11 protein-coding genes are annotated in these 12,512 nt (G+C 66.9%); 8 read left to right on the top strand and 3 right to left on the bottom strand.

The annotated features are described in order from the left end of the window. Positions 1–123: 123 nt before the first annotated feature. Together QMX81_RS11955 and QMX81_RS11950 are read left to right on the top strand one after the other, a co-directional pair. Positions 124–1,764, top strand: coding sequence for an AarF/UbiB family protein (locus QMX81_RS11955; protein WP_282261796.1), 1,641 nt, complete (start codon positions 124–126; stop codon positions 1,762–1,764). A gap of 284 nt (positions 1,765–2,048) precedes the next feature. Beyond that, positions 2,049–4,151 carry a phosphoglycerol transferase I gene (locus QMX81_RS11950; RefSeq protein WP_121040670.1) on the top strand — a complete coding sequence of 701 codons (2,103 nt, stop codon included), beginning with the start codon at positions 2,049–2,051 and terminating at the stop codon, positions 4,149–4,151. 47 nt (positions 4,152–4,198) lie between these two features. Here QMX81_RS11950 and QMX81_RS11945 read toward each other — a convergent pair whose 3' ends face one another. Continuing rightward, entirely contained in the window at positions 4,199–6,649 is a 2,451-nt protein-coding gene (locus tag QMX81_RS11945) for a DUF3772 domain-containing protein (protein ID WP_282261757.1), read from the bottom strand. Between the two features lie 82 nt (positions 6,650–6,731). Beyond that, entirely contained in the window at positions 6,732–6,980 is a 249-nt protein-coding gene (locus QMX81_RS11940) for a hypothetical protein (protein WP_121040674.1), read from the bottom strand. Between the two features lie 182 nt (positions 6,981–7,162). Between QMX81_RS11940 and QMX81_RS11935 the strand changes: the two genes are divergently transcribed. The 3 genes from QMX81_RS11935 (at position 7,163) to QMX81_RS11925 (ending at position 9,481) form a co-directional block, all read left to right on the top strand. Then, a complete protein-coding gene (locus QMX81_RS11935) occupies positions 7,163–7,657 on the top strand; it encodes a lipocalin family protein (protein ID WP_152150882.1) in 495 nt (164 codons plus the stop codon). 7 nt (positions 7,658–7,664) lie between these two features. Then, entirely contained in the window at positions 7,665–8,876 is a 1,212-nt protein-coding gene (locus tag QMX81_RS11930) for an FAD-dependent oxidoreductase (RefSeq protein WP_152150880.1), read from the top strand. Positions 8,877–8,974: 98 nt separating this feature from the next. After that, entirely contained in the window at positions 8,975–9,481 is a 507-nt protein-coding gene (locus QMX81_RS11925) for a hypothetical protein (protein ID WP_152150878.1), read from the top strand. Between the two features lie 89 nt (positions 9,482–9,570). Here QMX81_RS11925 and QMX81_RS11920 read toward each other — a convergent pair whose 3' ends face one another. Then, on the bottom strand, positions 9,571–10,005 hold the full coding sequence (locus QMX81_RS11920) for a PepSY domain-containing protein (RefSeq protein WP_152150876.1): 435 nt from the start codon (positions 10,003–10,005) through the stop codon (positions 9,571–9,573). A gap of 197 nt (positions 10,006–10,202) precedes the next feature. On the opposite strand from QMX81_RS11920, the gene QMX81_RS11915 reads away from it, so the two are divergent. Genes QMX81_RS11915 through QMX81_RS11905 form a run of 3 tightly spaced genes read left to right on the top strand, consistent with a single transcriptional unit; the run spans position 10,203 to position 12,429 of the window. Next, a complete protein-coding gene (locus QMX81_RS11915) occupies positions 10,203–10,445 on the top strand; it encodes a PepSY domain-containing protein (protein WP_336619089.1) in 243 nt (80 codons plus the stop codon). Next, complete coding sequence (locus QMX81_RS11910) at positions 10,445–11,107, top strand: response regulator transcription factor (RefSeq protein ID WP_152150874.1); 663 nt, start codon at positions 10,445–10,447, stop codon at positions 11,105–11,107. Before QMX81_RS11915 ends, QMX81_RS11910 begins: the two co-directional genes overlap by 1 nt. Next, complete coding sequence (locus QMX81_RS11905) at positions 11,104–12,429, top strand: sensor histidine kinase (RefSeq protein WP_282261749.1); 1,326 nt, start codon at positions 11,104–11,106, stop codon at positions 12,427–12,429. Before QMX81_RS11910 ends, QMX81_RS11905 begins: the two co-directional genes overlap by 4 nt. The last annotated feature ends 83 nt before the right edge of the window (positions 12,430–12,512 follow it).

Genomic DNA, 12,512 nt, shown 5'->3' with positions numbered 1-12,512 from the left:
GTAGCGGGGGCGGATTCACCGGCCCACCACTGCCACCCGGCCACACTGCCGGTGATCGTCGCCCCGGAGTCCTGCTTGAATACCACGCCCGTCGTCCCCGGTTCGCCGTCGCTGGTCAAGGGCATGAACCGCCGCAGCCAGATTCTGCGCCTGCTGTTGCGCTACCGTAATTCCGGCGTGTTTTCCGGCATGAACCTGGACGCAGGCGCCGTCCACGATGTGCCACCGGAGGGCAACCCGGAGCAGTTCGTCACCGACCTGGAATCGCTGGGGCCGACCTTTGTCAAGCTGGGGCAGATGCTTTCCACCCGCCCGGACATGGTGCCGGTGGAGTTCGCCACGGCCCTGGAGCGCATGCAGGAGAACGTCGCGCCGATCCCGGTCGAGCGCGTCGCGGCGATCATCGAAAAGGAACTGGGCGCGTCGGTATCCAAGCTGTTCGCCAGCTTCGACCCGGTGCCACTGGGCTGCGCCTCGATCGCCCAGGTGCACCGCGCCGAGCTCCACGATGGCCGCCAGGTGGCAGTCAAGGTGCAGAAGCCGGAGGTCGCCGCGCAGCTGCGCTCGGATCTGGAGGTGCTGCGCAGCTTCGCGCTGGCCGCTGACCACCTCACCCAGGTCGGCCGCCGCGTGCGCCTGCGCGACTGGCTCAATGAGTTCGCCAAAACCCTGATGCAGGAGCTCGACTACCAGGCTGAGGCCGAGAACCTGCAACGCTTCGGCCAGCACCTCAAGCCGTTCAAACCACTGTGGGTGCCGCAGCCGATCTGGGATTACTGCAGCCACCGCGTGTTGACCATGGAGCTGGCCCAGGGCGTGCGCGTGGACATGATCCCCGATGTGCGCCGCACCGAGCAGCCGATGGCGCCGCTCGCTGCGGCATTGATCCGTGGCTATGTCGACCAGATCTTCGTGCACGGCGAGATCCACGCCGATCCGCATCCTGGCAATCTACGCGTCACGCCAGCCGGTCGCCTGGCGATTTTCGATCTGGGGATGGTCGCGCACATGCCGCCACGCCTGCGCGAGCGCTTGTTGAAACTGCTGTTCGCGGCGGTGGATGGGCGCGGCGAAGAAGTCGCCGATGAAATCATCGGCATCAGCACACGGCTGGAGTTCTTCGATGAGGAACGCTATCTGCGCGAGACCGGGCAGATCATCGCGCGATATGCCGCCAACAGTAGCTTCTCCGAGGGCCGCGTGGTGTTGGACCTGGTCCGCATCGCCACCGCCAGTGGCCTGCGCACCCCGCCGGAGCTGAGCCTGCTCGGCAAGGCGCTGCTGAATCTGGAAACCGTGTGCCGGCTGCTGTCACCGGACCTGGATACGCGCCGCACCGTGGAGAAGCAGCTGCAGCACGTGATGCGCGCACGCCTGAAGAAATCACTGTCCGCCGCCAATCTCGCCAGCGAGGCGATGGAGATGCAGCAGCTGCTGCGCGATGGGCCGCGCAAGATGACCGACATCCTCGCGCTGCTCGCCGAGAACCGCCTGCAGATGAAGGTCACCGGGCTGGAAGAATCACGCCTGATGGAAAACCTGCAGAAGATCGCCAACCGCGTCTCTGCCGGCATCGTCACCGCCGCCCTGATTCTTGCTGCGGCGATGATGATGAAGGTCGATACCGGCTGGCATCTGTTCGGCTATCCGGCCATCGCATTCACCTTGATGTTGATCGGTGTGTTCCTGGGATTGGGCATCATCCTCAGTGCGTTGATCTTCGATCGTCGTGCGCGCTCGAAGGAAGAACGCGGGCACCGCTGACGTACCTGCCGCGCATACCACGCATTCAGACCCAACGGAAAACACCACAGATAACGCACGATGCACTGCAGCATCGTGCGCGCTTCTTCACGCGTGTTTTACGTCGCATATCGCGGTGCGATGCGTGTGTACGAATGTCGTTTTCAACAAACATTTCAGTCAGGTTCGTGCAGGCATGATCGAGTCATCGGCTTGTCATGCATGTGTGGTTGGGACAGCCGGTCGGATGGGACATACGTCGTCATGACGTCCATCACCACCTGTCTCCACTGCCAAAAGTGCTTATGCTCTGGATCCTGCTGCTGTCTCTGTTGCTGCTCGCCTGGCTGTTCCTCGCATCTGACACATGGGTGTGGTGGAAGGCAAGCCTGATGTCATTGCTGCTGCTGACCCTCAGTGCGTGGTGGTTGATCAACAAGTTGTCCGGTGATGGTCTCAATGCCGCCACCCTGTACCACCTCGGTGCGGACATGGAAGGCGCCGGCATCGCCGATTTCAAGCACTACATCGCCGGCTTCATCGCACTGGCCCTGCTCTCGTTGTCCCCGCTGCTGCTGGCGCGCTTCCGTCGTCGGGATCGCCCCGCACATGGCAAGGCCGTGTTCGCCGGCTTCATGGCGATGTGGTTCGTCGCGATCGTGGTCAGCCCGCTCTACAGCGATGGTCAGCGCCTGTACCAGCAGATGCGCCCGGTCGACTACAGCATGGTCAAGGCCGAGTACCGCGTGCCACAGCAGCCGCTGACCAAGCCGCGCAACATCGTGTGGATCTACGGCGAAAGCCTGGAACGCACCTATCTCAATGAAACCACCTTCCCGGACCTGATGCCCAACATCAACCGGCTGGCCGCGCAGTCGCTGGATGTGCGCGGGCTGGTCTCGGCCGAGGGCGGTGGCTGGACCATCGCCGGGCTGGTCTCCTCGATGTGCGGCGTGCCGTTGACCACCGCCAAGGAAGACGAGAACAGCATGGGCCGCATGGGCAGCTTCCTGCCTGAAGCGGTCTGCCTGGGCGATTACCTCAAGCAGCAGGGCTACACCAATCACTATCTGGGCGGGGCCAACGGCCAGTTCGCCGGCAAGGGCCAGTTCCTGGCCACGCATGGCTTCGATACCGTCGACGACCTGGCCTGGTTCAAGCAGCAGAAGATCACCCGCGCGCACTTCTCGCCGTGGGGCGTGCATGACGATGTGCTGCTGGACAAGGCATACGACCGCTTCGTGCAGCTCTCGCGCAAGGGCGAGCCGTTCATGCTGACCACGCTGACCATGGACACCCATCACCCGGCCGGTCACCTGCCCGTGGCCTGCAAAGGCACCCGCTACCAGAGCGAGCACGGCAACATCGGCATGCTCAATGCGCTCAAGTGCACCGACGGGCTGATCGCCAAGCTGGTCGACCGTATCCAGGCCAGCCCGTACGGCGAAGACACCCTGATCGTGATCGCTTCCGATCACCTGGCCATGCCGAATGATCTCAGCCACATCCTCGCCAAGCAGGACCGCGAGAATCTGCTGCTGTTCCTGGGCAAGGACATCGCCCCGCGCCAGCTGACCGCGCCGGCCGGCTCGACGCTGGATTCGGGCGCCACCCTGCTGAGCCTGATCGATCCGGCCATCGATTCGATCGGCTTCGGCCGCTCGCTGCTGCACCCGGAACGTTCGGACAGTGCGAGTGCGGCGGTGTTCCGCGACAACGGCAAGGACTACCCGCGCTATCTCGCCTTCTCGCGCTCGCTGTGGCTGGGCGACAAGACCCGCCAGCTGCGCATCGATGACGACAACCAGGTGGTGATCGGCCTGCAGCATGTGCAGCCGCCGGTGCTGCTGGAGTACGACAAGCATTGGGATCTGAAATCGGTCTACCTGGAGAACACCTCCAAGCAGTTCGATCTGGCCGATCCGTCCAATACGCTGGCCTACGTGGATCGCTGCACCGCGTTCGAGGACGGCTCGGCCGATGGTGACTGGTGCGCGATGCTGGTCAACCAGGACAAGGGCATCAAGCTGTTCCGCGATGACCAGCTGCGCGGTGGCGTGGCGGTGGATGGCCCGCTGGATCCGTTCAACGGCCCGCGCCCGAGCATCCGCCAGGCGCACATGATCACCCAGAAGGGCCGCCGCACCCGCGCCGGCCAGTACATGGTGCAGCTGGTGACCAAGCAGTCACCCGACCGCGGCTTCTGGATCGAAGCGGTCTCCTCGCAGCGCAAGGTGGTGGTCGCCCAGCAGTGGGTACAGCCGGATGCCGAGGGTCGCATCAACCTGAGCTTCGGCCTGGACCACGAGGTCGATGATCTGGAAGTGCGCGCCTGGTTGAACCACGCCGAGAAGCTGGCCGTGGATACCTTCGCGCTGGTGCCGTCGCGCCGCGGCAACCGCGGCTGACGGCACCAATATCCGTACCGACCAACGGTCGGTACCTACCGGCCTGCTTACGCGTCCGGGTCCGGCTTGGCCGCCGGATCCCGCACCAGATGGATATCCGTCGGCGAGGACAGCGCGATCCCGGCCTCGGCAAACTTCTGCAGCACCGTGAAGTACAGCTCGCTGCGTGCGCCGTACACCGCACGCGGGCCTGACACGTAGGCGAAACTGTTGATCGCGATCTGCCCATTGGCGATCGAGTCGATGAACACCGACGGTGCCGGGTCGCTCAGCACGCCCGGGTGATCGGTGTAGGCATCCAGCAGGATCTGCCGCAGCGCCGCCACATCGGTGTTCAACGGCACCGAGAACTGGATCTGGATCCGGCCCTGCGCGTTGCCCATCGTCATGTTGCGGATGGTCTTGGTGATCAGCTCGGAGTTGGGCACGATCAAGGTGGACTTGTCGCCGACCTGGATCTCGGTCGAACGCACGCTGATCCGCTTGATGTCGCCTTCCTGGTCGCCCAGCTTGACCCAGTCACCGATCTTGACCGGCCGCTCGGCCAGCAGGATCAGGCCGGAGACGAAGTTCTGGGTGATCGCCTGCAGACCGAAGCCGATACCGACCGAGAGTGCGCTGACCACCAGCGCCAGCTTCTCGAAGCCGATACCCAGCGCGGTCAGGCCCCACAACACCGCAGCGATGATGCCGAGGTAGCGGGTCACGGTGCTGATCGAGTTGCGTGCGCCGGCGTCCAGTTCGGTCTTGGGCAGGTAGGTATCGCTGAGCCAGCGTTGGAACGCCTGCATCACCGCCCACACCACCAGGAACACCAGCACCGCGTACATCACGCTGCTCGGCCTGAGCGTGGTCTCACCGATCTTCAGCCCACCGGACAGCGAATCCAGCCCACCGAGGAAGGCGTTGAGATTGCCGAACGGTGCCGCCAGCGCCAGCAGGCCAAGCACGATCACACCGACACGCAGCACCGCCGAGAGCAGCACGCCGGCCTGCTCCACCCGCGCCTCGCTGAGCCCGGTGGTCAATACGATGGTCTGTCCGGCGCGGCTGCTGGGCACGAGCACCCAGGTGGCCAGGTCATCGGCAAACTTGAGCAGCAGCGAGACCGCCATGAACACCACCGCGACCCAGACCAGCTGCTGGGCCACGAACAGCGCGAAGTTGAGATACCCCAGCAGTGTGGCGATCACCGCCGCGCCCACGGCGATGTGGCCGACCAGGCGCGCCAGCACGATCCAGCCACTGCGGCGAGGCGCCCCCCGCACCTTGCCATCACCACCAGCGCGGGGATCGGCCCGTGCTTCGGCCTCCGCGGCTTCGGCCGCCTGACGATTGTGCATGCGCGCCAGCGAGGTCAGGATCGCGATGATCAGCCCCAGGTAGGTCAGCGCCATCAACCCATCGGCGGCCACCGTGGTCACCTCGCTGGTGCGGGCTGCACGGTCGAGGGCGACCAGCATGATGCTCAGCCAGGTCAGGCCGGCCGCGCCCCAGGCGTACTTGCGCAGGCGCAACGCCGCGCTGTCATCGAGCGACAGCAGCCGCCACGACGGGCGCTTGGGGACCAGCAGACAGGCGCTGAGCGCAGCGATGAAGGCGGCCACGAAGGTGGCTACCTCGAAGGTCTCGGCCACCTGCTGCAGGCGCGGCGGGATCGCGCCGATCGCGTCCAGCGATTCCACCAGGGCCACCGCCGCCAGGCCCGGCAACAGCGTGCCGACCAGCAGTAGCCACACCGCCAGGCCGGAGCGGCGCAGGCGTCCATCGGGTGCACGCTCGGAGGCGGCAAAGCGGCGCCCCAGCGCGCGCAGCCACAGCCGCAACGGGAAGAACAGCACCAGTGCGACCGCCAGGCCGATCAAGGGCGCGTTCCAGCCATGCTTGGCAATGGCTTTGCGGGCCGCGTCTTCGCCCAGGCGGTAAAGAATGGCCAGGCGGTGCACATCGTCCGGCACATCCTTGGCGAAGCTGCGCCACAGCGCAGGTGACAGCGGCGAGGCGACCTTGCGGCTCAGCTGTTCGCTGAACTGGGTGACCCGCATCTTCTCGATGCGCTCGCCGAGCTGCTTGGCATCCACTGAGAGCAGCTTGGCGCGGGCGATCTGCGCGGTGATGTCAGCCTTCTGCTGGTTCAGCGCCTTGCGCTGCCGGCTCACTTCCGGCGGCTCGACGGTGCCTTCGGCGACCTGGCCAAGCTGCTCGAGCCGCGCATCCACCTGCTGACGCTGCGGGTCGAGGGCGCTCTGCAGGCCGTCGGCATCGCGCTGGACGGCCAGGGCGCGGTCGGACAGCGCCTTCAGGGTTTCAGTGGTGCCCGCATCCTCCAGCGCGTCACTGGTGGCGCGCAGCTCTTTTTCGGCCTGGATCAGTTGTTTGGCCGGATCCGGGGGCGGATCCGTGGCCTGCCCGAGAGCGACCGGCGCGGCGCCGAGCCAGGTGAACAACAGCAGCCAGCCCAGCGACCGCACCACAAACGAAGAATGACGAAGCGACACGCCAGCACCAACGGTTCGCGCGGACCACCGCGCCTGCCCGCGACTATAAACCGGGCCCCGTTCAGAACAGGTATGCGGGCGCTCAGTACTTCAGGCGGAGCTCCTCGACCTGCGGCTGCAGGCGGGCATACCAGTCCTGGAACTCTTCCTCGGTGATCTCCTCGGGCGCGTAGACCGCGATCTCATCCCAGGCGTGATCGGTCGGCAACGGCTGCCGCGGCCCGGCGCGCAGGGTGTAGGTCACCCCCTCGTGGTCGAGCACATCGTCGGCGGTCTCGCGCTGCTGGCGGGCAACGCCGGTTTCGCTCTTGAGCAGAATCACCTGGTACATCCGCATCTCCATCGCTGTTGAAAGAAGCGCTGATGGCGCTCCGGCCCAGCATAGCGCTGCGACCGCAAGCGGGACATGACGCGACCACAACGGACTGTCTCGACGCCGCAGTCGCCCCGGCTTCACCCGGCCGTGGCAGCAGCCCCGGCATCGTGGGATCGCATTCCCACCAGCCGTTGCCCATGACCCCACATCCCGACCTGAAAACCGTTCCCGACCTGAAGCTGCCGCGATACCTGGGCACCTGGTACGAGATCGCCCGCCTGCCGATGAAGCACGAGCCGGAAGGCTGCACCGATGTGTCCGCGCACTACAGCCTGAAAGACAACGGCCACGTCGCCGTGGTCAACCGCTGCCGCATGGGCAGCGAGATCGAGCAAGCCGATGGCGAAGCCTGCCCCGTGGACAACGACACTGCGCGGCTGGAGGTCAGCTTCCTGCCCAAGGGCCTGCGCTGGCTGCCCTTCACCAAGGGCGACTACTGGGTGATCCAGATCGCACCGGATTACAGCGTCTCGCTGGTCGGCAGCCCGGACCGCAAGTTCCTCTGGCTGCTGGCGCGCACCCCCACGCTCGACCGCACCACGCAGGAGCACTACCTGGCCCAGGCACGGCTGCAGGGCTTCGACCTGACCGAACTGATCCAGACCCCGCACACCGGCCACCCCACCGCCTGAGGCTGCCATGGATCTGAAGAGCGGGTACCCGTTCTGGGCCGTGCGCAACGGCCTGATGCATGCCTTCCCACCGCTGGAGAAGGATCTCAACTGCGAGGTGCTGGTGGTCGGCGGCGGCATCAGTGGCGCGCTGATTGCGGACGAGCTGTGCGCGCACGGCCATGATGTGGCGCTGATCGAACAGCGCGACATCGGCTGGGGCAGCACCGCGGCCAGCACTGCGTTGCTGCAGTATGAGATTGACACGCACCTGATCGACCTGGCCCAACGCTACGGCGAGGACGCGGCGGTGCTGGCCTATCAGGCCTGTGCCGAGGCGATCCCGGCCATCTGCAAGGTGGCCGCGCCGTTCCGCGATGTGGACTGCCACCGCATGGCCAGCCTGTACTACGCGAGCAAGCGCGGGCACCAGGCGGTACTGGCCGAAGAGTGTGCACTGCGTGCCAAGCACGGCTTCGATGTGCGCTGGCTGGACAGCGAGGCGGTCCAGGCCGAGTACGGCATCCGCGCACCGGGCGCGATCCTCAGTGCGCTCGCCGCACGCATCGACCCCTACCGGCTCACCTACCGGCTGCTGATGCGGCTGCACACGCGCGGCTGCGGCGTCTACGACCGCACCGTGCTCGATACGCTCACCCCGACCCCGCGCGGCGTGACCGCCACCACCCTGGGCGGCGCCCGCATCCGTGCCCGCCATGTGGTCCTGGCCACTGGCTACGCCGGGCAGCGCTGGTTGAAGCCCTCGGTGGCCCGCAACCGCAGCAGCTACGCCTTCATCACCGATCCGATCCATCCGGACCTGCTCGGCCCCCTGCGCGAGACCATGGCATGGGAATCGGCGCGGCCGTATCTGTACCTGCGCAGCACCGGTGACCACCGGCTGCTGATCGGCGGCGAGGACGATGCCATCGATCTCCCGGCCCGGCGCGACCGGCGGGTGGAGAGCAAGACCGGCAAGCTGCTCAGGAAGACCGCCAAACTGTTCCCGCACCTGCCGCTGCAGCCGGCCTTCTCCTGGGGCGGCACCTTCGCCGAGACCCACGATGGCCTGCCGTTTTTCGGCCCGCACCCGCAATGGGGGCCACGGGTACTGTTCGCGATGGCTTACGGCGGCAACGGGATCACCTACTCCATGATCGGCGCCGGACTGCTGCGGGCGCGGATCGAACGCCGCCGGCATCCGCTGTCCACGCTGTTCGGATTTGACCGGTTGGGCTGAGTTCCCCTTGCAACGCACGCCATGACAGGCATCATTCAAACTACGGCTGCTAGCGTCAGCGCTGTCGGCCGTCCCGCCTGTCTGCTCCGGAGCCTCTCATGACCCGCCTGCTTCCCCTGCTGCTGTGCCTGTCCCTGCCCGGTGTGGCGCTGGCCCAGTCTGCCGCAGGCGCCACCGGCCCGCAGTCCTCGACCGGGCTGGACCTGAGCATCCCGGACGCCCCGCTGCAGTACCTGAGCGATCAGTCGCTGCGCGGCGACCCACCCGGCACCTTCTACGGCGACCGCACCGGCCGGCGCTCCACCGAGCGGGCCGCCAACGGCATCGCCCACGTGACCGATGACAAGCTGCGGGTCAACGGCAGCTTCACCACCGGCATCGGCTATTCCGAGAATTACGGCAACAGCCATTACAACGCGGCCGAGCTCAATCTGAGCAAGAACTACACCACGGACGAGGGCAACACCCGCAACGTCAACGTCAATATCCGGGTGAGCGAGGGCAAGGGCCCCGGCTTCTTCGGTCCGTATGGCTATGACGGCTTCGGGGGTTATGGCGGTTACGGCCGTGGCCCGGGCTACTGGGATTACCCGGCGCGCTGGTAAGCGCTAAGCGCTGCAGCCCCCAGGCAATGACGCGGACGGCCGGGGAATCCCGGCCGTTCGTACATCCAGTGCGCGGTAGCGCGGCCGGATCAATCCCACCAGCCATCGCGCTTGCTGGCGAGCACGCGGCCATCGTAGCCACTCATGCGCACTTCCACGCGCTGGTTGCGGGCGTTGCGCGCATCCAGGGTCCAGGTCGCGCCATCGCGCTCGATCGATTCGATCTGCGTCAGCCCGGCCTTGCCCGCCAGCGCCAGGATCTGCCCGGCGTCCAGCACGGCGCGGCCATCGCGTGGATCGAAGATCTCGCCCTGGGTGTCATCGATGATCACTTCATCGACCGTGCCGTCCTTGCGGGTCACGTCCGCTTCCCACACGCCATCGTCGTGCTCCAGCTCATGCACCTGGGTGTAGCCGGCCGCGCTCAGCTTGGCCTGGACCTGGGCGGCCGACAGGTTGGCGGCAAAGGCCGGAGTGGCGAACAGCGCAGCGGCCAGGGCGGTAGCGGCAATCATCGTCTTCATGGGAATCCTTGAGGGGGCACCGGTCCATTCCGGCACCGCCAGTCTGGTCACCGCGCCTAACCAGACCATGAGGGCGACTGTTAGATACTGTTTAGACCGCCCCGGTATACCGGTGGCCTGCCCTTCGCCTGCGTGCCCGCATGTCTGCCCTGTCCCTGATGCTGCCCCTGCTGCTGACCCTCGCCCCGCAGGACCCGATGCGGGTGCTCGACGGTGGCAGCCGCCAGCAGGACAGCGTGCGCCAGGCGGTGCGCCAGGGTCGCTTCGTGCCGCTGGAACAGGTAGTCGCCGATGCGCTGCGTCGCTACCCCGGCAAGCTGATCGAGGTGGAACTGGATGACGGGGAATACGAGGTCGAGATCCTCGGCCCGGATGGCGTGGTGATGGAGCTGGATTACGATGCCGCGACAGGCCGCCTGCTGAAAATGGAAAAAGACTGATGCGCGTGCTGCTTGCCGAAGATGACGCCCTGCTCGCCCGCCGGCTGCAGACGCTGCTGGAAGAGGCCGGCTACGTGGTCATCCACAGTGCGGAGGGGCGGGATGCCGAGTACCAGGGGCAGATCGAGGACATCGCCGCGGCCGTGGTCGATCTGGGCCTGCCGGGCCTGGACGGGCTGAGCGTGATCGAACGCTGGCGCCAGGCCGGGCGCGATTTCCCGGTGCTGGTGCTGACCGCCCGCGCCCGCTGGCACGACAAACTGGCCGGCTTCGATGCCGGCGCCGATGACTACCTGACCAAACCCTTCCAGCCCGAAGAACTGCTGCTGCGCCTGCGCGCCCTGATCCGCCGCAGCGCCGGCCACGCGCATCCGCGCCTGCAGTGCGGTCCGCTGGTGCTGGACGTCAACGCCGGCCGCTTCGAGCTGGACGGCGCGCCGCTGGCGCTCAGCGCGCAGGAGCACCGCATCCTCAGCTACTTCATGCATCACCCTGATACCGTGTTGAGCCGCTCGCGGCTGGGCGAGAACGTCTACGAAGACGGCTTCGATCCAGACTCCAACACGCTGGATGTGCTGATCGGCCGCATCCGCCGCAAGCTGGGCAGCGAGCTGATCCACACGCATCGCGGCCAGGGCTTCCGCCTGTCGGCAACGCCATGACCACCGGCTCGCTGCGCACCCGCCTGCTGGTGGCCGGTGGCCTGGGCCTGGTGCTGGTGTCGGCCTTGGCGACCTGGTGGCTGGGCGCGATGTTCGAGCGTTCAGCACGGACCGCGATGGATGAGCGCCTGGGCAACGATCTGATCGCGGTGCTGGCACTGGCCGAAAGCGATGCCAACGGCCAGCTGCAGTGGCGCGACACGCTGGCTGACGAGCGCTACCGCCGCGTGTTCTCCGGCGACTACTGGCAGGTGCTGGACCAACAAGGCCGCCCGCTCGGGCAATCGCGCTCGCTGTGGGACGGCTCGCTGGCCGCGCCAAGCGCACCGCAGCCGGGGCCGGCCAAGGCCTTCGATGCTCCCGGCCCGCTGCAGCAATCCCTGCGCGTGCTGGCCCAGCAGGTCACTCTGCCCCGCGCCGCCGCGCCGGTGATCGTGATGGTCGCCACCGACCGCAGCCCGCTGAATGCCCAGGTCGCCAGTTTCCGGCAACGCACCGCGCTCGCACTGGCCGTGCTCATCGCTGTGTGGTTCGGCGTACTGGTGACCCAGGTGCATTACGGCCTGCGGCCGCTGGCCGAGCTGGGCCGCATTGCCGGGCAGGTCCGCAACGGCGAGAACGTGCGCTTCCCGCAGCAGGGCCTGGTGAAAGAAGTCGCGCCGCTGGCCGGCCAGCTCAACGCGCTGCTCGATCATCATCAGCGCATGGTGGTACGCGCACGCCGCAGCGCCGAGGACCTCGCGCATGCGCTGAAGACGCCGCTGACCGTGCTCACCACCGAGGCCGAGGGCGACGGCAGCGACTGGCGCCAGACCCTGCGCAGCGAGACCGCGCGCATGCAGGCCAGCATCGATCGTTACCTCGCCGCAGGCCTGGGCGCCGACAGCCAGCAGCGCACGCCGGTGGCGCCGGTGGTGAGTGCGCTGTGCGGGCTGATGCAGCGCGTGCATGCCGCGCGTGGGCTGCGTTTTACGTGCGACAGCGACACCACGGGGGTATTCGCCGGTGCGCGCGAGGATCTGGAAGAGATGCTGGGCAACCTGCTCGACAATGCGGGCAAGTGGGCCAGTCACGCAGTGCGGGTGGAGGTGGCACCACGGGAGGGTCAGCTGCGCATCACGGTGAGTGATGACGGTCCCGGGCTTCCTGCGGAGCAGCTGCAGCACGTGCTGGAACGCGGCGTGCGGCTGGATGAGCGCGCGGCCGGGAGTGGGCTGGGATTGTCGATCGTGGCGGACATCGCCGAGAGTTACGGCGGCACGCTGGTGCTGGCCAACGCCGCGCCGGGGTTGCAGGCGACGTTGACGTTGCCGGCAGGGTAAGAGCTGCCCTCGCTGACGGCATTGCTTGTGCCGTTGGTAGTGCCGGCCGCTGGCCGGCTCCCCGACCCTGCGTGGTGCCGGCC

The sequence above is a fragment of the Stenotrophomonas sp. PS02301 genome, assembly GCF_029959485.1.
Taxonomy (GTDB): Bacteria; Pseudomonadota; Gammaproteobacteria; order Xanthomonadales; family Xanthomonadaceae; genus Stenotrophomonas; species Stenotrophomonas maltophilia_Z.
The sequence above is the reverse complement of the archived record's forward strand: the minus strand, read 5'-3'. Positions and strand labels throughout refer to the sequence as shown.